Annotated in this window: 18 protein-coding genes and 1 pseudogene; 13 read left to right on the top strand and 6 right to left on the bottom strand. The window is 55.7% G+C overall.

Going from position 1 to position 23805, the window contains the following annotated elements:
* Positions 1 to 2864: hypothetical protein (locus B2R17_RS21745; protein WP_286765644.1), on the bottom strand; the 2864-nt coding region annotated here is incomplete at its 3' end.
* A gap of 326 nt (positions 2865 to 3190) precedes the next feature.
* On the opposite strand from B2R17_RS21745, the gene pilM reads away from it, so the two are divergent.
* From pilM to holA, 4 genes are all read left to right on the top strand, one after another.
* On the top strand, positions 3191 to 5350 hold the full coding sequence (gene pilM, locus B2R17_RS21740) for a type IV pilus assembly protein PilM (RefSeq protein WP_008668899.1): 2160 nt from the start codon (positions 3191 to 3193) through the stop codon (positions 5348 to 5350).
* Between the two features lie 69 nt (positions 5351 to 5419).
* Positions 5420 to 7216 (top strand): hypothetical protein, encoded by a 1797-nt coding sequence (locus B2R17_RS21735; protein WP_286765643.1) that lies wholly within the window; start codon positions 5420 to 5422, stop codon positions 7214 to 7216.
* Positions 7217 to 7410: 194 nt separating this feature from the next.
* Positions 7411 to 9456 carry a hypothetical protein gene (locus tag B2R17_RS21730; protein WP_286765642.1) on the top strand — a complete coding sequence of 682 codons (2046 nt, stop codon included), beginning with the start codon at positions 7411 to 7413 and terminating at the stop codon, positions 9454 to 9456.
* 6 nt (positions 9457 to 9462) lie between these two features.
* Positions 9463 to 10512, top strand: coding sequence for a DNA polymerase III subunit delta (gene holA / locus B2R17_RS21725; RefSeq protein WP_286765641.1), 1050 nt, complete (start codon positions 9463 to 9465; stop codon positions 10510 to 10512).
* 15 nt (positions 10513 to 10527) lie between these two features.
* Here the strand turns inward: holA and B2R17_RS21720 are convergent, their stop codons facing one another.
* On the bottom strand, positions 10528 to 12477 hold the full coding sequence (locus B2R17_RS21720) for a PAS domain S-box protein (RefSeq protein ID WP_339888667.1): 1950 nt from the start codon (positions 12475 to 12477) through the stop codon (positions 10528 to 10530).
* Between B2R17_RS21720 and B2R17_RS21715 the strand changes: the two genes are divergently transcribed.
* Together B2R17_RS21715 and B2R17_RS21710 are read left to right on the top strand one after the other, a co-directional pair.
* The gene (locus B2R17_RS21715) at positions 12443 to 12682 is read left to right on the top strand and encodes a hypothetical protein (RefSeq protein WP_286765639.1); all 240 of its coding nucleotides are present in this window, start codon (positions 12443 to 12445) and stop codon (positions 12680 to 12682) included. The two genes, B2R17_RS21720 and B2R17_RS21715, sit on opposite strands and share 35 nt — an antisense overlap.
* A gap of 279 nt (positions 12683 to 12961) precedes the next feature.
* Entirely contained in the window at positions 12962 to 13555 is a 594-nt protein-coding gene (locus B2R17_RS21710) for a DUF1990 family protein (RefSeq protein ID WP_286765638.1), read from the top strand.
* A gap of 129 nt (positions 13556 to 13684) precedes the next feature.
* Here the strand turns inward: B2R17_RS21710 and B2R17_RS21705 are convergent, their stop codons facing one another.
* Entirely contained in the window at positions 13685 to 14497 is an 813-nt protein-coding gene (locus B2R17_RS21705; protein ID WP_008668885.1) for a ZIP family metal transporter, read from the bottom strand.
* 180 nt (positions 14498 to 14677) lie between these two features.
* Here B2R17_RS21705 and B2R17_RS21700 point away from each other — a divergent pair, with 180 nt between their 5' ends.
* From B2R17_RS21700 to B2R17_RS21680, 5 genes are all read left to right on the top strand, one after another.
* Positions 14678 to 15736 carry a sodium:calcium antiporter gene (locus tag B2R17_RS21700; RefSeq protein WP_286765637.1) on the top strand — a complete coding sequence of 353 codons (1059 nt, stop codon included), beginning with the start codon at positions 14678 to 14680 and terminating at the stop codon, positions 15734 to 15736.
* Positions 15737 to 15817: 81 nt separating this feature from the next.
* Positions 15818 to 16888, top strand: a complete 1071-nt coding sequence (locus B2R17_RS21695) for an NAD-dependent epimerase/dehydratase family protein (RefSeq protein WP_286765636.1) — start codon at positions 15818 to 15820, stop codon at positions 16886 to 16888.
* Complete coding sequence (locus B2R17_RS21690; protein WP_286765635.1) at positions 16888 to 17520, top strand: vitamin K epoxide reductase family protein; 633 nt, start codon at positions 16888 to 16890, stop codon at positions 17518 to 17520. The genes B2R17_RS21695 and B2R17_RS21690 overlap by 1 nt, the downstream gene beginning before the upstream one ends.
* Positions 17520 to 17876, top strand: a complete 357-nt coding sequence (locus B2R17_RS21685) for an SPW repeat domain-containing protein (protein WP_339888664.1) — start codon at positions 17520 to 17522, stop codon at positions 17874 to 17876. Before B2R17_RS21690 ends, B2R17_RS21685 begins: the two co-directional genes overlap by 1 nt.
* Positions 17867 to 19066: a hypothetical protein gene (locus B2R17_RS21680; protein ID WP_286765633.1), complete on the top strand. Its 1200-nt coding sequence runs from the start codon at positions 17867 to 17869 to the stop codon at positions 19064 to 19066. The genes B2R17_RS21685 and B2R17_RS21680 overlap by 10 nt, the downstream gene beginning before the upstream one ends.
* Positions 19067 to 19127: 61 nt before the next feature.
* Here the strand turns inward: B2R17_RS21680 and B2R17_RS21675 are convergent, their stop codons facing one another.
* Genes B2R17_RS21675 through B2R17_RS21665 form a run of 3 tightly spaced genes read right to left on the bottom strand, consistent with a single transcriptional unit; the run spans position 19128 to position 22173 of the window.
* Positions 19128 to 21236, bottom strand: coding sequence for a tetratricopeptide repeat protein (locus B2R17_RS21675; RefSeq protein WP_286765632.1), 2109 nt, complete (start codon positions 21234 to 21236; stop codon positions 19128 to 19130).
* Positions 21233 to 21736 (bottom strand): biopolymer transporter ExbD, encoded by a 504-nt coding sequence (locus B2R17_RS21670; RefSeq protein WP_286765631.1) that lies wholly within the window; start codon positions 21734 to 21736, stop codon positions 21233 to 21235. The genes B2R17_RS21675 and B2R17_RS21670 overlap by 4 nt, the downstream gene beginning before the upstream one ends.
* Positions 21733 to 22173 carry an ExbD/TolR family protein gene (locus B2R17_RS21665; protein ID WP_286765630.1) on the bottom strand — a complete coding sequence of 147 codons (441 nt, stop codon included), beginning with the start codon at positions 22171 to 22173 and terminating at the stop codon, positions 21733 to 21735. The genes B2R17_RS21670 and B2R17_RS21665 overlap by 4 nt, the downstream gene beginning before the upstream one ends.
* An 89-nt stretch (positions 22174 to 22262) precedes the next feature.
* Here B2R17_RS21665 and B2R17_RS21660 point away from each other — a divergent pair, with 89 nt between their 5' ends.
* Positions 22263 to 22904 carry a class I SAM-dependent methyltransferase gene (locus B2R17_RS21660; RefSeq protein ID WP_286765629.1) on the top strand — a complete coding sequence of 214 codons (642 nt, stop codon included), beginning with the start codon at positions 22263 to 22265 and terminating at the stop codon, positions 22902 to 22904.
* A gap of 298 nt (positions 22905 to 23202) precedes the next feature.
* Positions 23203 to 23805, top strand: a pseudogene (locus B2R17_RS21655) (hypothetical protein); the annotation flags it as partial.

Raw genomic sequence — 23805 nt, 5'->3', positions numbered from 1 at the left:
TGAGCGAGGGCGACTGGTTGGCAGAACCGCACGATGCCGCGAACGGATTTGCTGGTTGTCTGAATCGCTCGCAGGTGCATCACCATTCGGCCGTCATCCAATAATCCCGTCGCGACGACCTGAATGCGCATCGTCGATGGCGAGGCATGCATCAACCACGATCCCGCGGGCACACCTTTGCGAATCACTTGCCCATTGGGAACTTGCAGCACCGTTGGGGTTCGCCAAGGTTGCATGGCGGCATCGATTGGATGCGGGACGTCAAACCCGAAAGCAAATTCGTGCCAAGGCGAATAATTATCGGTGGCTTCGCTTGGAGAACCCGACGCATTTGCAAGAGGCAACAGTGTTTCCAGGAAACGATCTTCGCTGCGGCGATGGAAGCTATTGCCGTGTGTTGCGACCAACGTTCGGCATTCGTCTTCTTCGTGAACAAATCCGAGAGGTGCGATGAAGCGGCGGGCGCTTGTTCGATGAAGCTTCTCTCGCACGATCGCTCGCACCACGGGGCTGGCACCTGGAAACGCCATTCTCAGAACGGGATGATGGATCCAGTCCAACGAATCGTCCGCTCCGCCGGTTCCTTGCGATGATGCATTCAAAGTTTCAAAACGAATGCGGTATCGAACCAACCGGCTGCCGCGAACCAATTCGACTTCCGATTGCCACTTCAGCGTTTTTGATGAAACGCTTGTCGACGAATCGGTGTTTGCGTCGGCAGGCATTTCGATCGTGCCTTCCAACGCCACAACTCCGCGAGAGATACTGTTCTCTTTTGTTTGGACCGAATTGCATTTGGCGACAACGCCTTCGGCCTTCTTCTTCGCGGGCACAAATTCAATCCGAGTCGACAAGCGGTTCCCTCGGACTTTGCCGCTGTAGACGCCTTGGATTCCGCCGTGTTCCGAGTTGATTGACAACTCCAAGAACTCATTGCTCATTCGTTCGCCATCGACGATCGGACCAGGGCCGCGGCTCATCGATCGACCAAGCTGTTTCGCCCAGCGGATCAGTCGTGGGTTGTCGTTCTCGGCCGAGTTTGGGCGGGCACTGTTGTTGGGATCCGTCAACAAAGCTTTGGCGGCCGCGTTGGAGCTGGTCCATCGGTAACCCCATGCGGGGACGTCCAGCACCGCGTCGGTGTTTCCTTTGTCAGCGTGAGCGTGGAAGATCGAACGATCGGTGGTTGGCAATTTGCCTTTCACGATCACACGTTGGCGAGTCGGCACGTTGTTGCCATTGACCACCAGAACGCTTTCGGTCGGTTGTGTTTTCGCGGCGATGTTCGCGTCCGCGGAAACTTGGGCGCAATCGTCCAGCCCAAGCGATTCGGCCAAGCCGTGAGTGGGATCGGTGCGTCGTGGGTTCGCCAACATGGACAATCCGTTGGCGTCACGCTGGGATTGCCCGCGGACCAAGGAGGCATACTGCGTGGCGGATTGCCTGGCCGCTGAGGAACCTGCACGCATTCGATCGGCCGGCGAATCTTTCCACGATGCGGAAGATCCGTGGTGATAGGGATGTTCGCCATCGATGAAGTATTCGTCGATCTTCCAAAACCGACCAAGAGCGAGCGTCCAGGTTGCGGCTCGATTCAGATCGTCGAAGCTCTCGCAGCCTTTGCCAGGCCAGTGAACCAAGAGAGCCGTCGCGATTTCTCCCGCGTCGATGGCTTCACCCAATCTGGTCCCTAGAGTGAGGAACGAAGATTCGTTGTTGGCATCGACCGGTTTGGCTGTCAAAGCCTCGATTTCGTGACCGCTTTCACCAAGAATGACTTTGGCTTCGTCACCGAATCCGGTTCCATTGAGAAAATCAATCGGCAACAAGCCGCGGCACTGCGTTTGCGATTGTCCATCGTGTTTGTGACTGGCCAACGCCGCGACAATTTCCGGGGTCGTGCTGCCTCCCAAACGCGCGTGCACAGACATTGGTTGACCGACCGCACGTTGGACTTGTTCAATCGACTCACGCAGCGACCGTTCCATTTGGTCGATCGTCAATTCGTCGTAGCAAACGGTGGACGCTGGTCCGCCGCCTGCCCACGACATCGCATCGGATGCCAATCGCGATTGAAAGGCTTGCTGTACCGAGTCGTCTGATTTCAAAACCGCATCGGCGACCGCTTGGTCGACCAACGCGTTGCGAGGCGTCGACAAGATCGCTTCGGTATCGCTGGTTTTCGGTTCGGGCAGTTCCAGAAAACGGTCCAGTGTCGATGGAGTCAGCAGCGTCAGATCAATCAGTGATGGATCGGACGCAAAGTAGTGGTCGCGTTCTTCCGCCAGAGCGTCAAAGCAATCGTGTAGCGCCGCGGCGGTTGCTTCGGCATCGTTTCGCACCCAAGCCTCGGCGGCGTCCAGGACTCGCGTTTCGAAATAGACCTGGTCAAGGTTGCTGGTGTAGCGAAGTCGGCGGGTGAGCACTTGAATCTGCCACCATGTGTAGCTGAGCGCGAAAAAGTCGGCTTGCGAAATTTCGCGGCCCTTTTCGGTCACCAATCGGACATCGTCCAACAAAGAGGCGGATTGATTCTGCCAATTGTCGTTCGGATTCTTCTTCAGCACGCTCGAGTCGCCGAACCAACTGGATTGGATTGACGAATCAATGAGAGCCAGCGCGTCGTTGCGGCTTTGGCACCGAATTCGGACGTCACGGTGTGACTCCAAATCGACGGTCACGCTGCGACTGGCGGAATCGGATGCCGGCAAAGAATCGCGAACGGAGGCGGTCAGTTTTGACAGGCTGGCCTCGGGAATCAGCAGCAAACGGACTGGGCCAGCGGTCGCGGGGTCCGATTCTGCTGATTGTGACGCTTGGTCCGGTTCCGTCAGGCTGCCGATGGGAGTCGGCGGCGAAGGCAAATCGTCCGCTCGATGCCAGGTGGGGAGCCGCCCCGCCTGAGCGAGTAGACGAGGATGCCAGGCCGCTGTCAGAGTGCCCAATAGGCTCCGAGCGGCGTCATGATCCAACCGAGAGGGGAAATCTTCGATCGTGCTGCAGGGAATTAGGACGCAACATTCGGCAAAGGACGGCATGAGCGACTAAAATTTGACGTGAAGGAGCGAAAAGGGGATACTAGCGGTTTGGCGAGATCGCCGGCACCTCCCGGACTCGCCCCTGGTGTCAACTTTAGCTGACACCACTCATCGAAATAAAAAATCTTGTCTCTTCGTGTTGAAAGTAAACCATGGCCGGATCCGGCGGCGTTTGGGGAATTGAAATTGGTCAGAGCGCGCTCAAGGCGTTGCACTGTGTCAAACAGGGCGATGAGATCGTTGCCGATGCCTTTGATCTGATCGAGTATCCCAAAATTTTGGGACAAGCCGATGCGGATCCGGACCAACTGATCGCCGATGCGCTGGATCAGTTGATGCAGCGAAACGACGCGATTCGCGATCGCGTTTGCATCAGTGTTCCCGGTCAAAGCGGTCTGGCAAAGTTCTTCAAGCCACCACCGGTGGAACTGAAGAAAATCCACGACATCGTCAAGTACGAAGCCAAGACGCAAATTCCGTTTGAGTTGTCCGACGTGGTTTGGGATTACCAAACGATGCCGGGTGCCACCATCCAGGAAGGCTACGCACTGGAAAGCGAAGTCGGTTTGTTCGCGATGAAACGCGAGCAAGCTTACCGGCAACTCGCTCCGTTCAAAGATGCCGACATCGAAGTCGACATGGTGCAGCTGACTCCGATCTCGCTCTACAACATGGTCGCGTACGACCGGTTCCACGAGCGAATCGAGAACGAATCGTTCGACCCGGATGAGCCTCCGACGTCCAGCGTCCTTTTGTCGATCGGTACCGACAGCAGTGATTTGATCGTCACGAATGGTTTCCGAATTTGGCAACGCAGCATGCCAATCGGTGGTAACCACTTCACACGTCAATTGACGAAAGACTTGAAGCTGACGTTCGCGAAAGCGGAACACCTCAAACGCAACGCGCGTGAAGCGGTCGATCCGAAACTCGTCTTCCAAACCATGCGACCGGTCTTCAACGACTTGGTCACTGAAGTCCAACGTTCGATTGGTTTCTTCCGCAGCATCGATAAGAAGGCCGAGATCACCGAGTTGCTGGTGACCGGTAACACGGTGAAGATGCCTGGTTTGGCCGCTTACCTCGGCAAGAACCTCGGCTACGAAGTCCACACGCTCGACCGATTTAATCGCTTGTCGGGCGATGATGTTCTCAGCATCCCGACCTTCCGTGACAACGCACCCACTTTCGCGGTTTGCTACGGGTTGTGTTTGCAGGGCTTGGGACTGAGCCAGATCCACACGTCGTTGATCCCGGCAGAGATCAAGACCGAACGCATGATCCGCGCGAAGAAGCCTTGGGCTTTGGCGGGGATGGCGGCTCTGCTGCTGGGAACGACGACCCAGTACGCACTTACCCAGCGTTCGTGGCAAACGACTCACGAAGATTTGTGGTCCGGCGCTGCCCAGGCCGTCTCGAGCATGTCGTCACACAGCTCGGATCAAAAGTCAGAGGATTCGTTGTTGGTCAGTCGCTTGACGTTCTTGAATCGTCTGGGCGAAGAAATTTCCGGCAACGCGGAACGTCGATTGGTTTGGTTGGAAGTCATCAACGCGGTTAACGCGGCGATTCCACGGGCGGAATACCCCGAGGACAAAATCCCAAGCATCAAAGAATTGCCACTGGAAGATCGGATCGACTTCCACATCACAGAAATCGACACCAAGTACTACGAAGACCTCGCCGAAGATTGGTACTCGGAGCGTTTGGATACTCGGTACAAAGAGGAAATGAAGAACTGGTATGACCTGATGCGAGATTCCGCGCCGCCGGAAGAACTCGCCGAGGACACCGGTCCCGAAGAAGACGGCTGGGTCATCCAGTTGAAGGGATACCACTATTACAACAGCCCCAAACACAAGGGCGAAGAAGGTAGCCAACACGTTCGGAAGTATTTGACGACGGCGTTCCGTGAAAAACCAATCACCTTGATCGACCCGCAAGGCAACCCGATCACGTTCACGCCAGAGGAGTTTGGGTTTAGCTACCCGATCCTGTTGAACGACAACCAACCGCAACTGGTACAGGTGCCAAACCCGGACTACGACCCGGTCGCTGCGATGACGGCGATGCAGTTGCGAGCCGAAGGCGACGAAGACGTTGAGGTCGAAACTCAATTTTTGGAAGTGCTGCGACTGGATTTTGTTTTCCAGGTCGTTTGGAAAGAAAGCGTTTTGAGCGATCGCATCGAAGCAAAACGATTGGCGGAAGAAGAAGCTGCTGCCCAAGCGGAATTGGAAGGCACTGGCGACGGATCGGGATCAGAGGACGATGTTGATGCCGATCCAGATTCAGTCGCGATGGCCAACTAGTTCAATACGACGGCGATCTCCTCGCCAACAACCACACACCACCTTTTCTCTCTCGACTCGGTCTGATCGATGGATCAACTCAAGCAATCATTCGCTGCCGCAGCCAAGTATGGCTTTTGGATTGGCACCGGCACCATCACACTCGGTGCATTGGTGATTTGGTTTCTCGTCACCGGCGAATTGGTGGAGGAAAACAACAGTCGAACGTCGAAGATCAAAAGCGACGTCAGTGCGGTCTCAACGCTTCGTTCTGAATTGCCCGAGCATCCCAATCAGATCTCCAAAGCGGCGATGGACATGCTGGTGGAAGGGCGGCAAGCCGAAGTCCTGGAAGTTTGGCAAGAAGTCTACGACGCCCAACGCGATATTCTGGTTTGGCCGGAAGAAGAGCTGACCACCGAATTCGTCGATGAATTTCGCGATTTGATGCCAATCGAAACGCACATTGCGTATCCACCGGAAGACGGACAAGAGATTCCGAGTTCGTACCGGAATCTGTACGCGTACTACATCAAGGACGTGTTGCCCAGCATCGCGGAAATCGCGAAGGCTGAATGGGAAGCTGAGTTTCGGTCCGCCGGTGCTGGTGGGATGGACGCCATGATGGGTGGCGGCATGGATTCGATGATGGGTGGTATGGATGGAATGGGCGGGTACGGCGGCATGGGCCGTGGCCCCATCAACATCGCCGGTGTGGAAGATGTTCCGTTGGTCGATTGGCCAGTCAGTTCTCAGTCAGCCATCATCACCGAATTGTTTCCTTGGCAGGGCCGTACGCCATCGACGTTGGATGTCTACTACAGTCAAGAAAACCTCTGGATTCTGCGACAGTTGCTGGCGATCGTTGCGGATGTCAATGGTGAGGCACAACAACCGTTCGAAGCCAAGATTCACGTTATCAACCACCTGTCGCTCGGTAAGAAGGTCAAATTCACCTCCGGTTCCATCCAAAAACCCGGAGTTGCCATGACCGGCGGCATGGGAGGAATGGGGATGGATATGGGAATGGACATGGGTATGGGAATGGATGACATGTACGGCGGAATGGAAGGAGGCGACATGTACGGCGGTATGGATTCGGGTATGGGCACAATGTCAGAAGCTCCCGATCCGGTGGACAATCGTTACGTCGACACGTCGTATGAACCCATTGACGGTGCCACTTTGCGTTCCGCACTCGAAAGCGATTCGCCTGAGGACGCGCCGTTGAAAGTTGCGAAGCGTGTTCCAGTGATGATGTCGTTGCAAATCGATCAACGCTACATTCCCGATCTGTTGGCCGCGTGCGGCAGTGCTCCACTGATGGTGGAAGTCAAACAGGTTCGAATCCTTCCCAAATCCGCTGGTGCCAGCGCCGTCGGTTCGATGGGCGGCGGTGGCGGAATGGGCGGCGGCATGGATTCCATGATGGGCGGTATGGATATGGACATGGGAATGGGCATGGACGGCGGTATGGGAATGGGTGGCATGGGGATGGGAATGATGGGCGGTGGTGCGAGCCAAGGCCCCAAGGAGAAGTTCCCGCTTGATGTCACGGTGGAGGTCTACGGCCTCATTCACATCTACAATCCACCGGATGAAGCCAAACTCGGCGTCGAACAAGTCACCGAAGACACGATGTTGGACGGTGAAACCATGGCCCAGAGTGCCGAAGAGGATCTCAAAGGAGCTGGCAATGGTGCAGGAGCCGACGCGACGACGCAGCCCGCTGTCGACACACCTGATTCCGCTTTACCGCCGCCAGCGGCTGATCCCGATGCAACCACACCCGCCGAGGACGCAACTACTCCGGATGCAAACGAAGCTTCACCCCAGCCCGCGGGAGAAGCCGCGGTCCCGGACAATTCCGCCAGCGCAACGGGTTAGCGGGTAAAACTGTTAAAGTCATGAGCAGGAATGAACGATCAGATGCCTTTTCCGCGAAGCATTTGATGAGCCATTCCGAAGTAGATCGCGATCGTTCAGGTTGATTGTGGCGACCATCCAACCTCGAACACGTTTAAAAACTGAGACGTCGCCAACCTTTCCTTTTCTCTTTCGTGCGTGCGAGTCAAACCATCATGGATGCCGACAAAATCAAACAGTTCTTCATCTTCCACGGTGAAAAATTTGTCGTCGGAATTGTTGTTCTGGCGGCTGGTTGGATGGTCTATTCCGGTCTGAACATGCCCAACATGTTGGACGAAGTCCAACCGGAGCGTTTGACGGCGGATGCCAACACGGTTCGCGCCAGCATCGACGAAGATCACAACGAAAACATTCTGCCTGAAAGGGAACCTGTTTTCGACATCCTGGCCGAAACCGCTCGTAAGCGAACGCCAGTCGATGCAACGGCCTACAAGATGCCTCACTTGTTGGAACGCAAGACCATCGACACATCGATTCGTCGTAAAGATCCGGTCGTGCACGCACCGCTCGAACTGCGGGTAGACAGTCACATCGCATCGATCGCGATTCTGTCGCGAAGCGGAGAGTACCCGCTCAAAGACTTGGAGGGTGCCGAAGCCTTGGAAGTCGTAGAGGAAGAAAAACCACGTCCCCGAAGCCGTCGTCGAGGTCGCGGTGGCATGGATGAGATGATGGGGATGGACGGCATGGGCATGGATGGAATGGGAATGGAGCAGGGAATGGGGATGGATATGTACGGTGCCGATATGGGAATGGGGATGGGCATGGATCCGGGGATGATGGGAGGCATGGGGTCCATGTCAGCCACCGCCGCCGGTCGCCGATTCAACGCGAAGCACAATTTTGGATTCACACCGACGACGAAGGACAGCCAACTTCCCGTTCCGCAATACGCTTGGTTCATTTCCGGGACCGCCGTGATTCCTCACAAGGCGATGGCGGAGTCGTTCCGCGAGGCACTGCAGAGTGCGGAGGGATATCTTCCGGTCCGAGATCAACCTCTGTATTTCAATTATGAAGTGCAGCGAGCGGACGTCACGAACAAAAGTGTTGATGAGCTGACGGACGAAGATTGGATTCTTCGCTACACCCGTGAGCAAAACGTAAAGCAAGCCGCGTTTTCTTGGGCGGGCTACGCACAAGAAGTGGTGCCCGAGGAATACCGAGATCTCAACGTCACAGGCTACATTCCGCCGGTTTTGCTGATGGACTATACGGACTTCGTTACACATCCGCTGATCCCAATGGTTTCTCGTCGTGAAAAGCAGATGAAGGCTCGCGAGGAGATGATGCGAGAAGAGAAGTTCGGTGCCGATGATCTTGAATTGGCCGGCCCAGGTTCCGCGGGCATGGGCATGGGCGGTATGGGAATGGATATGGGCATGGACATGGGAATGGGGATGGAGATGGATATGGGAATGCAAATGGGGGGAATGGGCTCCTATGGCGGGATGGCGATGGTGGAAGAAGATCCGGTCGATTACAAGCTGATGCGTTTCTACGACTTCGCAAGTAACCAAGATCCGAATACCCCTCGCCCCGGTCGGAAGTACGTCTACCGTATGCGATTGGCAGTTGTGGACCCGAACTTCCCCGCCAATGCACTGCAACAACCAAAGGTTTCGTCCCTCTCGGGTGAGGTTTATCAACGAGTTTCAAAGTTGATGGAAGCTGCCGAAGCAGACAAAGCTCGCAAGGGGCACTTCCAACGTTGGTCCGATTGGAGCGAACCAAGCCCAGATATCTCTTTGCCAAGCTTCACCGACTATTACGCTGGCCCCGTCGAAGTATCGCGAGTGAAGGAGTTGGAGGTCAAAGGCAAGAAGGTGGAGTACTCCCCAGAACCGCCGACAGCAAAAGCGGTCAACCTGAACTACAACCTCCAATTCAGAACCTTCATGCCAGTTTGGATGGAAAGCCTGAAGCCCGGATCGGTTCTGTCCTACGAAGGACCCGCTGAGTTAATTGATCCGATTGATCTCGTCGTCAAAAAGGTGGAAGATGCGAAAATAACTTCGCAAACCACGGTGATCGATATTGATGGTGGTCGAGTGCTGCCAATGACAGGCGAATCCGAATTGGAGGAGCCTGGAATGATGCTGCTATTTGACGAGAATGGATCGTTGAAAGTGACCGGCGAAGTGGAAGATCAAGAGATGTATCGGATCTACTCCTTTGCCGAAGAACGCGGTCTGTAATAGCGAATGCCACGATTCAACGCCTTTGAATACCTTTCCTCGCCCGAATCCACTCAGGCGGGAAGTTCCATCGGCGTTGTTTACGGTGTCGATAGCACGCTGAGAAAATGGGCAATCGACGCGATTGTCGGTGACAGCGAATGGACGCAGGTCGACGGCGAAGTTTGCAAGTGGTCGGATTTGCGTGATGATCTCGCCACTGCGTCCTTGTTCGATTTCGACGGCGGTGACAAACGAACTCTCGTGGTTCGTTCCGCGGACAAATTTCTGTCCAATCATCGGCCTGAGATTGAAAAGTACGTGTCCGCCCCTGGTGATGCCACCCGGTTCGTTCTCGAATTGGAATCACTTGCCAGCAACACTCGCGTTTACAAAGCGGTCGACAAATCGCATTTGCTGGTTGCTTGCACCAGTGCTACGGACGCAAAACTCGGCATCACCGCGGCATCGCGCCGGAAGTTTCTAACTTCGTTTGTTGCCGATCGCCACAAAACGCAACTCGCTCCCGCCGCCGCGGACGCCTTGGTGGAGATGTTGGGCGAGGAGATCGGCATGCTGGATACCGAGATTGCGAAACTTGCGTTGTACGTCGACGTCGGCGGAAAGATTGAAGAACCTCTCGTCCGAGATGTCGTGGCCGGATGGCAGGGCAAAACCGTTTGGCAAATCACCGATGCGATCGCTGCCGGTGACGCAGCGGAAGCGTTGCGACAACTCGATAAGCTTTTCAGCGGTGGGCAACGTGCAATTGCTTTGTTGCCGCAGATCGCTTGGTCGCTTAGACGATTGGGGATGACCACCGCAGCCATCGAGTTTCGCGAACGAAGCGGTCGGCCCTGGCAATTCGAAGACGCTTTGGCAGCCGGTGGAATTCGGCGTGGGTTCGAAGTTCAATCCGCGAAAAAGCAACTGCAGTCGATCGGTCGGGAAAGAGCCAAACAATTGTTGCCGTGGCTGCTCGATGCCGATCTGCGTCTCAAAGGCACCCACAGTGCCGAGGGTCGCGACCGATTCTTGCTCGAGCAATTGATTCTAAAGCTTGCTCGACAAACCTGAGTTCAAAGCGGTTACTCAGGACGCGTACGCTTCACATTTCTCAAAGGAGTTGGCCGCATTTTCACGCGGCCAAGTGAAGTGAAATGCCGCACCTTGGTTGATGCGAGACTCCACCCAAGCGGTGCAGCCTTGGACTTCGACCAAACGTTTGACCAGATGCAGCCCCATGCCTGTCCCGCGTCGGTCTTTTCCGCTTTCAAGCGTTTGGAACATTCCAAAGATTCGTTCTTGGGAGCTCTCGGGAATACCAGGTCCGTTGTCGCGAACCGTGAAGTGATACGAATCACTGGTGGTTTCCGCGGTCACAATTACTTGGCTACTACTGGCCGCGTGTTTGATGGAGTTGCCGAAAAGGTTGCGGAAGATTTGTTCGAGTGGTCCGCGAGCGGTTGAAAGGCTCGGCATCTTTGCCGGTAGCACCAACTTCATCGTTGGCGGAGGTGACATGAACGCGAAAAGTTCCGGCAACGCGACGTTCAGATCCACCCACTCGACGGCGTCGGTTTGACGTGTCACGCGAGCGTAGGCGAGCAAGTCGTTGAGCAACATGTCCATCCGACTGACTTGTGCCTGCAACATCTTCAAGTGGTCACGCACCTCTTTGCCAATTTGCCGAGGCATGTCCTCCTCGATCCATTCGGTCAGGTGCATGATTCCGCGAAGGGGAGCCTTCAAGTCGTGCGATGCGATGTAGGCGAATCGGTCCAGGTCTTCGTTGCTGCGTTCCAGTTCCTCTTGCTTGCGTTCCAAATCCATCGCGACTTGATGACGTTCGGTGATGTCGGTGAAAGTTGCCAACGTCATCGACTGGTTTTCGATCTCAATCGCGGCGGTGACCAAGCTGATCCGCATCACGGTTCCGTCAGCACGCTTGGTTTCGAATTCAAACTGCGTATTCGCGGATTGGTTCGGGGAAAAGCGATCGCTTGAGGGTGTCAGCTTTGCATGGAATTCAGCGGGAACCAGATCAATCAACTGAATGGGACGGTCTTGAGTTGGGCTCAGTTGGTACATCGCCTCGATTCGTGAATTGATCAGTTGAAGCTGGTGGTTTGAATCGATCAAGACACTGCCCAGCGGACTGCGCTCGAACAGATTTCGGAACTGAGCTTCCTGGCTGGCCAACGCGATCTGAGTTTGTTCGATTTCGGTGATGTCGGTTCCCACCACCAAGATGCGTGTGTCTTCGTTGTGAAGCGAAGGCAGCGAGTACTTGTCGATCAACATTTTGTAGTCGTCGCCATTCTTGTTCTCCAACGTTTCCGGAACGCGGCGAACGGGACGATTGCCTTGCAGCAGTTGTCGATCGGATTCTTGAAAGCGTTCACCCTGTTTGGGATACACTTCGCTGGTCAGGCGGCCTTCGATTTCCTCGGGCGTCATTCCCGTGGCATTGGCAGCGGCGCGGTTCACTCGAAGGATTCGATGCGACTCGTCCTTGATCCAAACAAAAGTCGGGATGGTATCGAGGATAGTTTGAATCTCCTGATGACTCGCCTCGAGTTCTTGCTTTGCACGCAGTCGCTCGTCCACATCGTGCAAAACCCCCAACCAAAATGTTTCTCGGCGGTCCCCAAGTGTGATCTTCCGACCACCTTCCTCGGTGTATCGATAGCTGCCGTCACAACGTCTCAGGCGATATTGCAAGGACGTTTGCTGGGCGTCGCTCACTGCTCCATTCCATCCGGCATGCTGGGTGAATGCCGCTTGGTCTTCCGGGTGAACGAGGTCCAGCCAAACCTGAGATGTCTGATCCGCCTCCGGGACCTCATGGCCCAGCGAAGAGAAGCACAGCTGACTGAACAGTGGGGGGGGCGGATTGCCGCCTTCATCAGATGGCAGTGGACGCAGATAGAAACCACAGGTGGCAAGTTCCAGCACGTCGAAGAAAAGTTCCCCGTGGGACTGGAGATAGTCGCGGAGAGCTTGCATGCTGCTGGTGATCGGAAAAGAGGAGTTGACCATTGAATGCACCGGTTCGTCCAATATCGTCATATTGGCAGCTCACTCGACGGTTCATTTTGAAATCCCCTGGAAGAGCTTTTGCGAAGCAGCAGCCGGGGGTGTTGTTTTCGACAACGCAATTGCTGAGTTAGATGAATTTTTAGTGTTTTGCGGGGCACAGCATTTGAGAGGATCCATCCAGCCGTTGACGCTTCCCAATGGTTAAGCAGCTTGCGGTAAACCGACCGGCTCACGTCATGGCATCGCGATATGTCTCAACCGAAGTGATTGAAGTTCACGACGACACACCAGCCAGCTGCGTCGGGCCACCATTCATTTGTCTTTGGTGGCGAACGTTGCGGCTCGTCCGTAATGGTATCCATCCGGCAAGGGGGTAGATCCGTGCCGCCGAGCGAAACCGCGTACGATATCTTTCCGGTTTGTCTTTCAGCTGCAGTGAGATTTCATTGCAACGCGTGCTATCGCCGAGGTCCCATTGTTCAGTTTGACGAAGCCAACCCATCAACAGCTTTTGCAGAGAATCACGGAGCAGTCACGGTCACCGTTTAACTACCCCGACGTGGGCGCGAGTCTCGGTGAATTCCCGGCTGGGTATGAGCACCATCACCATCGGGTTCGATTAGGAAGCGGGCAAGAAGTCTTCGACAAGGCAATGGTGGCACTTGAGAATTGGCGACAATTCGATGTGGGATGGGCGGAGGCAATTCCCACGGACACCTCCATCACGGTCGGCAACACGATTGCAATTCGTGTTCGCATCTTCGGCGTATGGGCGGTTGCCTTTGATCGAATCGTCGACGTCTTTAGCGAGCAAGAAGGCGAGTGCCACCGATTTGGATTTTCTGTCGGGACGTTGATGGAACATCCAGAGCAGGGCGAGGAGCGTTTCTTGATTGAGATCGACGAGGAAGGTCAGGTGGATTACGAAGTCGCGGCGTTCTTTCGACCGAACACGCTGGCCGCGAAAATTGCTTGGCCGGTCCTGCATCGACGATTCAATCGTTTTCGAAACCAATCCGCTGAGGCTTTGAAACTGGCATGTGCACCTGGGGCAGCCGAGCATCCAAGTGACGGCTAGCTAAGCGGGAGTCATTCGGCATCTAGATCGTTGCAGCGAACGCCACGATCCCACGTACAACCTGGGCTGATACACAGGCGGTGAAAATGATCATTCCAGATCAAATGCTTCGATCTTCCGTGCGTTCGGCTATCCCAATGAGACATCGAGGATCATCATCACGGTGAATCCGATCATGAGGCAGAGCGTTGCGAGATCTTCATTGCCTTCTTGATGTGTTTCGGGAATCAGTTCTTCCACGACGACATACACCATCGCCCCGGCGGCAAAGCTGAGGGCAAACGGCAGCACGGGGGCCGCGTAGACAACGATTGCTGCTCCAAAGACCGCGGCGATCGGTTCAACGATTGCGGAGGCTTGAGCGATCAGCCAAGATTTTGTCCGGCTCATACCTTCGCCTCGCAGTGGCACGGCGACAGCGATGCCTTCGGGAAGGTTCTGAAGACCAATTCCAATCGCGAGTGCTATCGCGCCACTCAACGTGGCCGATTCAATCTCAGCGGCTGCGCTGCCAAACGCGACTCCCACCGCGAGCCCTTCGGGAATGTTGTGCAGTGTGATCGCTGCGATCAACAGGACGCTTCGTTGCCATGCTGTCTTGGGACCTTCGGCGGATTCGGTTGGCAGACCACGGTGCAGGTGCGGCAGACTGCGGTCCAAGCCATACAGGAATGCACCTCCAACGAGAAAGCCGACCGCGGCGGGCAACCAACTTGGCCATCCTTGTTCGGAAGCGGCCTCGATCGATGGAGCGAGCAAGCTCCAATAGCTCGCCGCCAACATCACGCCGCCAGCGAACCCCAGCATCGCGTCAAAAAGTTTGCGAGGCACATTGGTCAGCCCAAACACCACCGCCGCGCCGAGTGCCGTGAGCGCCCAAGTGAATACGCCGGCCAACAAGGCTTGGAGGACAGGAGTCTGTTGTTGCAGCCAATCGATCATGAATGTGAACGTGTTTGCCGAGGTGAGTTGTTGCGTCTCTTCCCGTGACGCTGCGTTTCAAAGGCAGTGAGCATCCCAAACGCCCGGGGCCCGATGACAACGAGAGTACCGGCGATTCAGGCAACATCACTGCACTCCGCCGAGATTGCACACGGCGCGCCACTTGCTCCGCGTGAAATCATGTCTGTGTTGAATGAATTGTCGTTGCCGCTCAACGTTGTTGTCTTCACTATTGGTGCAGCTTTGGTTTGGTTCGCCGGCACCAAGCTCAGTCAATACGTCGATCTTTTCGCGGATCGAACTGGAATGGGCAAAGCGTTCGCCGGAGCCTTGTTGCTAGGTGGAGCGACCAGCTTGCCTGAACTGGCGACAACGATCACGGCGTCCTGGTCGGGTGCAGCCCAGCTCGCCGGTGCAAACTTATTGGGCGGAGTGGTAATGCAAATCGCCGTGTTAGCGATGATTGACGTCGCTGTGTTGCGCGGTCGGCCGCTCACGCTGTTTTCGCCGAACTCGTCATTGTTGATGGCCGGAGTCTTACTCATCGCGCTGGTCGCTTTGGCATCAGCGGCGGTCTCGGCGGGCGAACTCTTTTCGTTCGCAGGAATCGGATTTTGGCCGGTCGCCTTGTTTCTCGCGTACGTCGGATCCATCTGGGTGATCTATCGTTACGAAGGCGACCCGCGATGGCAACCTCGCGGGGAAATTGCTCAACCGCCCGAGTCGGCTCGAGATTTGAAGGATGCCTATCAATCGGCGTATGAGTCCGTTTCGACGAAAAAATTGATTGCTCTGTTCTTCGCCGCGTCGTCAGTCGTTTTGGTGGGCGGATTTCTCGTTGCGAAAACCGGTGAATCGATTGCCGAGCAAACCGGGATCGGGCAAAGCTTTGTTGGGGCGACACTGGTGGCACTGGCGACGAGTCTGCCGGAGGTCAGCACAACGTATTCGGCGGTCCGGTTCGGGGCGTATAGCATGGCCGCCGCGAATATCTTGGGCACCAATAGCCTGGAAGTCGCATTGTTTTTGCCTGCGGACATGGCTTACCGGGAAGGAGCGATTTTCGATGCGATGAATCCTTCGGACGCTTTCTTGGCCGCCATTGGAATCGTCGTGACCGGTGTGTATTTGTGGGGGATCTTGGAACGACGCGACAAGACAGTGTTCGGCATGGGCGTCGATTCGTTCGCGGTTATGGTCGTGTATCTCGGCGGCTTAGCGATTTACTGGACGTTGTGATTTCTATCGCTGAGTTTTTGGCATGTTGCTTGCGTGCAGTGCGTCTCAAACGACGACGTCTACTCAGTTGTTAGGAGCATCATGTCAGAACAACAAACCACGAGTCAGCGCCCCGCCGTGATCGTGACCGGCAGCACGGGAATGCTGGGATATCCGGTTTGCCTGCGGCTCGCTGATGCTGGCTATCAAGTCTTTGGATTCGATCGGGTCGGTCTTCCCGAACCACCCAAGCAACATGAATTCGTTCGCGACATCCAGTGCGATATGGCTGATTCCGCGTCTGTTCGTGCCGCGATGAAGAAGGTCCATGAATTGACCGGCGGTCGCCTTGCCAGTGTCGTTCACATGGCGGCGTACTATGACTTTTCCGGTGAGGACAGCGATCTGTACGAGAAGGTCACCGTCAACGGAACCGACCGGCTTCTCAATCAACTCGAAGACTTTGAACTTGATCAGTTCGTATTCACCAGCACCATGCTCATCCACAAACCGTGTGAGGTCGGTGAACGAATTCGCGAAGACGATCCGTTGGAGGCCAAGTGGCCGTATCCCCAAAGCAAACTCGAGACCGAGCGATTGATTCGCGAGGGGCACCCGAACGTCCGTTCCGTTTTCTTACGAATCGGCGGAGTGTACACGGACTATGGCCGACAACCGACGCTCGTCCAACAGATCAAACGCATCTACGAAAAAGACTTCCAAGGGCACTTCTTCCCGGGCGATCCGGAGGCTGGCCAATCCGCGGTGCACTTGGATGACACGGTCGAGTCGATCGTTCGCACCGTGGAGCGACGGGCTGACATCGAAGCCAAAACGGCCATTTTGATTGGCGAGCCAGATCCCCTTTCGTACCGAACTCTCCAAGACCGGATCGGAATGGAACTTCACGGCAAAGATTGGGCGACGCTGTATGTTCCTTCCGCGCTTGCAAAGGTCGGGGCGGCGGTGACGGATGTGGTCCAACGAGGCGACGCGTTCATCAAACCATTCATGATCGACATGGCCGACGATCACTATGCGCTCGACATTTCTCGGGCCAAAGAGTTGCTGGGGTGGGAACCGCAACGCAGTCTTGCAGAAACACTGTCGACGATAACCGGTCAGCTCAAATCCGACCCTGACACTTGGTATCGAAAGAACGGGTTGAAGTGATGTCGCAAGTCACCATTCCGGTGGACGATCTGAACCGAAACGTCCCACCTTACAATCACAACCCGTCGGCTTGGAGTCAGCGGATTCCGATCTGTTTGTTGGCATTTGTTGCGGCGGCAATCTCTGCCCATTTGTCGCTTTATCAATGGGAATTGATCGGAAGTGCCTATGATCCTGTGTTCGGCGATAGCAGCAACGATGTGCTCACGTCGGATACCGCGAAAAGGATGTATGGCATCCTTGGCATTCATGACGCTTCGCTGGGCGTACTGGCTTATCTCGGTGACGCCATTTTGGGATTCGCCGGATCCACGAGACGTTGGCAGTACCGACCTTGGTTGGTCATCCTGTTCGGCATCGATGTCATTCCGCTCGGTATCGTGAGCGTGATCTTGGTGATCTGCCAAGCCTTCCTGGTCGGGGAATGGTGCTTTCTATGCCTAGTGACCGCGGCGATCTCGTTGGTGCTCGTCTATTGGGCGTGGGACGAAGTGCGAGTGTCGCTGGCGTATCTGCGCATTGTTTGGAAAGAGCATCACGACAAGCGGCTGCTTTGGGATGCGGTTTGGGGCGTTCGATCGGAACGATTGGACGCGGCCGGTGAACAACTACTTTCTCGCGAGGTGCGCTGATGTGGGGGCGAGTGATTGAAATCATGACGGCGGTTTGGTTGGCGGCCAGCCCATTTGTGTTTGGTGTGCAGGCAGATCCAACCTTGCTGTGGGCGGACCTTGGAGTCGCTCTGCTGATCTGTGTGCTCTCCGCGTTGTCCTATTGGCCTCCAACACGTCACGCTCATTTGCTGATCCTACTGGTTTCAATTGGATTGATTGTTTGGGGGCGATTCGCGGTCCTGCCGCCAACTCCCGCCCACCAAAATCACATCGTCGTTGGGATCTTTCTTTTGATGATGGCGTTGATTCCCAACGAAGCTTCTTTGCCACCCCGAGCGTGGCGGAAAGTCCCCGCGAGCGATGAATGCCCGTGAGCGATCGACTCGTCGATATCGGAGTGATCGTCACGGGGACTCTTGACGCGGTGGACGAAGCCGCGGTGCGTCGTGGGCTCGATCAGTTTCGCGAATTTGTGAAGGATCGTTTCCCGGAATTCAGATGGGAAGTCAAAACGACGAGGCGTCCGGAAGCGGTCGCGGCGAAGCGAACCGCGCCGAGTGCCTTGTTGCAACAAGCGTTGAATGAGAGAGACGAACAACACTGGGATTTCGCGTTCGCGATCACCGCCGCCGAACTTGAAAGTCACTACTCGCATCACTGTTTCGCGGCGCTGAGTCGTCCACTGGATTCCGCTGTCTTCTCATTGTCATTGATCGACCCACGAGCAATCGGCCGCGACGCGGAATCGGAACAACGAATCGCCACCATTGCCAATCGGTTGAGCCGACTGATGTTGCATGCGCTTTCGCATCTGCTCGGGCTCGGACGCGATTCAAATCCGAAGAACTTGCTGTTTCATCCTTCATCGGCAGAGCAGCTTGATGAGATGGAAGAGCTGACCGACTTGCAAGCGGAACAACAAATCGCGGCGCTCGCGGAAATTGCCGATCAACGTCTGGAAGAACGGTCGGGTATCTCAACGCCGTGGATCAACTTCATGCTGCGATCGGCGGTGATCAACGCCCGTGAAATCTGGCAAGCCATCTTCGCGGCTCGGCCATGGCAATTTCCGCGGCGGTTGAGTGGTCTGACTTTGGCGGCCGTGTCCACGTTGGTCGTGTTGCTGCTGACGGCTGAATCGTGGGATTTGGCTTTATCGCAAAGCTTCGCCAGCACCACGGTTTTGGTGCTCGTCTCCTGGATCGGCACAACCACCTACGTCGTCTTTCGTCAGCAATTGATTGTTCCCAATCGGACACGGCAAAGCGAACAGATGGTCGTCACGAATCTGTCCGCGATTGGAATTGTGTTCGCCGGCATGTTGGTGACTTGGTTGACGCTCACGGCGGCCGCGCTGGCAATCGCCGGTCTGTTGTTTGGTCCCACCCTGATTGCCGAATGGGCCGCTTCACTTTCGCAACCAGCGTCGCAAATCGGATGGGCGGAACGTTTTTCGATGTCGACCTTCAGCGCATCGCTGGGGTTGATGATTGGTGCCTTGGGTACCAGCTTCGAATCACAACACTACTTTCGTCACATCATATTTGTCGACGAAGAGATCTGAATGCGTCGCTTGGATTGAATGATCTTTGGGATTCGGTGCCGTCCGTTGAACCGAGATGAAATCACTGCTCCGAAAGGCGTTCGTATGCGTCTCGCGTTTGACGGTCAGTCGGTGGGATCGTCAGCAAAATCATTTTCGCGGATGCCTTTGCTTTGTCTGGCTCTCCTGACGCCGCGACGGATTTGATCCATCCAATCATTGCTGCATGCCAACTTGGGTCGCCTTGGGGAAGTCCGTCAGCCAGTCGCTTCCACCATCTCGCAGCATGCCTTTGATCCGATTTCGAATGCGAGACGGCGTAGGACGTCGCCGCTCTCCGGCACCATCCATCCGCGCTGGAAGGTGTTCGTTGCAATTCGGTTGCTATCAACGATTCTGCGGCATCACGCTGGCCTGCCCAAATCAACCAACCGGCTCGTTGGATATCCGTGGGAAAGTTTCCATCTGATGGGAGTGACAGCAGATACCGCCCAATGTCGACTCGGCGAATCGGGTGTTGAACAACATCCATTTCCAGACGCATCGCCAAGGCGTCGTTCACGCCAGTCGGCGGTGAAGCCTCGATGACATCCGTTTGGTTTTGACGAAAGGATGCGAGTTGTTGAAAGAATCCATCGCTGGTTTCCTTCTGCAGTTCGCTCCACAGCGAATCGGAGGTTTCTGCGATCAACACGGTCAAGTCCGCGTGAGTTCGCCTAACGATCTCTGACGCATCGTGTTCTTGAAACGCTTGGTGCATCGAGGCAATGACGTCCGGACTTGGTTGGTGGATCCACGCTTTCGCCCAAGCTTGGATCGCCTGAGCACGCACCGAATCAGCGGTGGATTCGTTCATCCAGTGAACGTTTGCAAATTGCACGGAGATCTTCGCAGCCTCGAGCCATTTTGATTGTCGTTCGGCCCAAGCCATTCGCCAACGCGTCGCGGCAAAAGCGGATTGCGATTCCGGCCATTGATTCGCGATCTGAATGAGCATCGCTTCGATGTCGGCATCCGATGCAGTCGTTGGTCCCGCAGCCTGACCGATGGTGGCCGCCTGCAGCAACGCGTCAGCGGAGCTTGCCGAATGGGGGTGTCGCTGGCTGATCCGACGAAGCAACTCGATCGCAGCTTTCGAATTCGATTGCCGAGAAAGGATCGCCGCCGCTTTCATTGCTGAGTCAACACTGCGGCGGGCGACATCGTCAGACACGGCGGCTTTAGCAAAGTGCAATGCGGCTTGCATCGACTGGCCGCGCCGCAGGTAGTACATCGCATCGGCGATCCACAACCGCGGATCGGATCCGTCGATGGGTGGATTGGCCGAGTCCATTCCTGATTGCAAACGCGTTTGCGCCACGATCGTGTCCGCCCGATCTTTCGCGTTGGCACCGTGACGCTCGCGAATGATTTCCAACCAATCGGCAATTGCTTCTTCATCCTTTTGTGCGAGCAGGTAACGCAGTCGAACCAAGTCCATGCCGACGCCGGCGTCTGTCACGGATGGGTCGCTTCCATAGACGGAATGAAGCATCTGTTCCGCCGTTTCCATGTCGCCGGCCGACAGCGCGACTCGGACCCGCAGAGCTCGTGCGGATTCGGCCGATGAGTTTGAATCGGAACCCGTTGGTGCGACATTCGCCGATTCGCGAAGAACAGCCGCTGCCGATCGTGCGTCGCCTTGGCGGAGATGAGCTTCGGCGAGCAATCGCAAGACTTCCGCGCGAGCGATTCCTTCAGCGGGTAACGCCAACAACGCTGCTTCAGCGACTTTGACCGCTTCGGCGGCCGATGCGACGCCGTCGCCGCTTCCTTCGGCGAACAGTTCGGACTTGAGTACCGCCAATTCCACTCGGGAAAGCCACAGCAAGCTCACTTCTCGAGGTGACTCGGATGGCTGCAGTTCTTTCAGTCGTGACTCCAACTTCCCATCGGCTTCGCCAACGTTGGTCAGCAAGATGGAGAGTTTGTCGTCAGGGATCGGTCTCGCGATGACCTCGATCAGATCGTTCCGAGTCGACTGCACATGGCTGTCGGCTGAACTTGAATCCACCAGCCGAGAAGTGCGACTTGTCTTGTTCGCGTTTGCGGCGTCGGATGTCGTTTGAGCCAAAATGACTGTCGGCCAAAGTATCAACAATAGACCGATGACAACTGCGACAAAATCTAAATATCTAAACAAGGCACTCATGGCGTGACGGGCTCCGCCGAGTCGTCCACCGATTGCGCTGAACTGTCAGCTGAAACTGCCAGGTGAACTCGATCGAACCCTGACAATCGAACCATGTCGACGGTCGCAACGGTGGCTGCCATCGAAACATCGCCGTCCGGATCAACGATCACTGGCGGTGAGATTCCTAGTTCCGCGATCGCGTCCAACCGTTCCCGCAATGAGATCACGGAATTGAATTGCGTCGTCCCCAGAACATATCGCACGGATTTGGAACCGGCGCTTTCGATCTTCAGAATCAGTTCCTCCATCGGAACATCGGTCGTTTCTTCGGGAGGCAGTGTCTCGGACGAAACGGACGTCGACTCCGCAGCAACAGCCAACCCGCCCGGCATGTCTTGCTCGGGCGCATCGAAACTACTGGTCCAGACAAAGAACACCAGCAACAGAAAAACGACATCGATCATCGAAGTCATCCCGACGCTCTGTTGTGAATTGCTTCGGATGGCGGGTCGCTTCATCGTGACGCTCCCGGCCGATTGGATGATGGCAGCGTCGCGATTGATAAGTCGCGGATGCCGATTTGGTTGATGCGATGCAGCACTGGTTCGACAAATTGATACACAACGCTTTGATCAACTCGTAGACGAACGGGCGTCTCAACGATCGATTTGGTTTGACTGAGCCGAGTGATCATCTCGTCCAGGTTCACCTGGGTCGCTCCCAGCCACAGCTGATGGGATGAGTCCATCGTCAGATTGATCGGAGCCGCGTTGGGATCACTTTCGATCGATGACTGGGCTGATGGCAAGTCGACGGCATGCCGGTTTTCTTGGCGAGCCAAGTGACTGGAAACGAGGAAGAAGATGATCAGCAGAAACACGACATCGATCATCGGTGTCATGTTGATCTCGTCCACCCGACGACCGTCTTGAATGGATTGGCTGGGTGAACGCATGGGAGAATGAGATGAGCGAGATAGTCACGGCGGTTCCAGACCACTATCGTAGTGCAAATTCTACATTTGTTTTTCACGCGAAAAATTGCATGACTTCGGAATCTTCCCCGTCGCTTTCACAAGACACGCCAGATTGTCCCGAAGTTCCGCGCGGTGGTGCATGGACGTTCGTCAAAAATTTCGCTCGAAACCCGAACCAGGTGGGGTCGGTTTGGCCCAGCAGCCCCGGTTTGGTCAAACGAATGGTCGAATGGTTTGATTGGGAAAACGCTCGCGGGGTCGTCGAATTCGGGCCTGGGACCGGCGTCTTCACCGAAGCCATTCAGAACCATCTGCACGAAGACGCAAAGTTCTTTGCGATCGAACGGTCGCCCGAGCTGGCTGCGATCACGCGAGCCCGTTGCCCGCAAGTCAATGTGGTCGAGGATTCGGCCGAGTCGGTTGCGGATCTGTGCCGAGACAATCAGATCGACCAGGTCCACGCGATCATCTGCGGTTTGCCTTGGGCGTCTTTTCCCGACAGTTTGCAAACCAGCATCCTGGAAGCCACCTTGGACGTGTTGGCTCCCGGTGGTCAGTTCGCGACCTTTGCGTATTGGCAGGGCGTCGTTTTGCCCGCGGGTCAGCGTTTTTCGAAAAAGCTTCGGGGAGCTTTCACCGAGGTGCATCGCAGCCCGACGGTTTGGCGAAATATGCCACCGGCGTTTGTTTATCGCTGCGTCAAACGATAGAGCTTTCGCTGTCTGCTTGGGCATGACCGTTGCAGTGGTGACAACCTCGGTCGTCGTTCGACTGAATCAACGCCCGGCGCTCTTCATGGCCGCGAAGAATAGACGCGGTGGTGAAGAAACCGCCATCGGTGACGCTATTTCCATCCATCCGTTGGGAGGGAAGACGATTGATCGTTCATGGGCGAGCAGCGACAATTAGGAGTGTTCGGCCGATTCTTTTGGCGGCGCTCAAAAACATTTCGCGGTCACATTCGCGTTCTAAAATTCCTCACATCTCTACCTTCGTAGGAAACCCAACATGCAATTGGATTGGATCTCTCGAACGTCCACTCGCACTTTCGCCTCGACCGCTATGGGGTTGTTGTTCGCTTCCGTATCTTGCGTTTCGGGCGTGGTCACATCGCCCGTGATGGCGGAAGAAGCCGCGGCCAAAGACACACGGACGGCCGATCAACGAATCGATCAAATGGTCGATCGCGGAATCGAGTTCTTGCGCACTCGCGGTCAGAGCGACGAGGGTGCATTCAGTGGTGAAACCGGAGCTGCCGTCACGGGATTGTGCGTGCGAGCGATCTTGGAACATCGCCCCGAAGCCGTTTCGACTGACCCGGTGATTGCGAAAGCGATCAAGTACTTGGAATCGAAAGTTCAACCTGACGGTGGCATCTACGCGACCGGTTCAAAACACCGGAACTACGAAACCACCACCGCCGCGATGGCTTTGAACAAAGCCAACCAAGACGGCCGTTTCGACAGCCAACTTGAGCGAGCAAAGAACTTTTTGAAAGACATCCAGTGGGACGAAGAGGAAGGTGCCGAACCGGGTGACACCGCGTATGGCGGAGCCGGCTATGGCAGCCACTCGCGTCCCGACTTGTCGAACACCGCGTTTTTAATCGAA

Source organism: Rhodopirellula sp. UBA1907 (assembly GCF_002337565.1).
GTDB classification, from domain to species: domain Bacteria; phylum Planctomycetota; class Planctomycetia; order Pirellulales; family Pirellulaceae; genus Rhodopirellula; species Rhodopirellula europaea.
Note: the sequence above shows the minus strand (reverse complement) of the source record. Positions and strands in the feature narration are given on the sequence as shown.

What these genes read in the sequence shown, in the direction of transcription:
- pilM (WP_008668899.1), top strand. Translation starts at nt 3,191, where the DNA reads ATGGCCGGATCCGGCGGCGTTTGGGGAATTGAAATTGGTCAGAGCGCG.
- B2R17_RS21735 (WP_286765643.1), top strand. Translation starts at nt 5,420, where the DNA reads ATGGATCAACTCAAGCAATCATTCGCTGCCGCAGCCAAGTATGGCTTT.
- B2R17_RS21730 (WP_286765642.1), top strand. Translation starts at nt 7,411, where the DNA reads ATGGATGCCGACAAAATCAAACAGTTCTTCATCTTCCACGGTGAAAAA.
- holA (WP_286765641.1), top strand. Translation starts at nt 9,463, where the DNA reads ATGCCACGATTCAACGCCTTTGAATACCTTTCCTCGCCCGAATCCACT.
- B2R17_RS21715 (WP_286765639.1), top strand. Translation starts at nt 12,443, where the DNA reads ATGCTGCTGGTGATCGGAAAAGAGGAGTTGACCATTGAATGCACCGGT.
- B2R17_RS21720 (WP_339888667.1), bottom strand. Translation starts at nt 12,477, where the DNA reads ATGGTCAACTCCTCTTTTCCGATCACCAGCAGCATGCAAGCTCTCCGC.
- B2R17_RS21705 (WP_008668885.1), bottom strand. Translation starts at nt 14,497, where the DNA reads ATGATCGATTGGCTGCAACAACAGACTCCTGTCCTCCAAGCCTTGTTG.
- B2R17_RS21700 (WP_286765637.1), top strand. Translation starts at nt 14,678, where the DNA reads ATGTCTGTGTTGAATGAATTGTCGTTGCCGCTCAACGTTGTTGTCTTC.
- B2R17_RS21695 (WP_286765636.1), top strand. Translation starts at nt 15,818, where the DNA reads ATGTCAGAACAACAAACCACGAGTCAGCGCCCCGCCGTGATCGTGACC.
- B2R17_RS21690 (WP_286765635.1), top strand. Translation starts at nt 16,888, where the DNA reads ATGTCGCAAGTCACCATTCCGGTGGACGATCTGAACCGAAACGTCCCA.
- B2R17_RS21685 (WP_339888664.1), top strand. Translation starts at nt 17,520, where the DNA reads ATGTGGGGGCGAGTGATTGAAATCATGACGGCGGTTTGGTTGGCGGCC.
- B2R17_RS21680 (WP_286765633.1), top strand. Translation starts at nt 17,867, where the DNA reads ATGCCCGTGAGCGATCGACTCGTCGATATCGGAGTGATCGTCACGGGG.
- B2R17_RS21675 (WP_286765632.1), bottom strand. Translation starts at nt 21,236, where the DNA reads ATGAGTGCCTTGTTTAGATATTTAGATTTTGTCGCAGTTGTCATCGGT.
- B2R17_RS21670 (WP_286765631.1), bottom strand. Translation starts at nt 21,736, where the DNA reads ATGAAGCGACCCGCCATCCGAAGCAATTCACAACAGAGCGTCGGGATG.
- B2R17_RS21665 (WP_286765630.1), bottom strand. Translation starts at nt 22,173, where the DNA reads ATGCGTTCACCCAGCCAATCCATTCAAGACGGTCGTCGGGTGGACGAG.
- B2R17_RS21660 (WP_286765629.1), top strand. Translation starts at nt 22,263, where the DNA reads ATGACTTCGGAATCTTCCCCGTCGCTTTCACAAGACACGCCAGATTGT.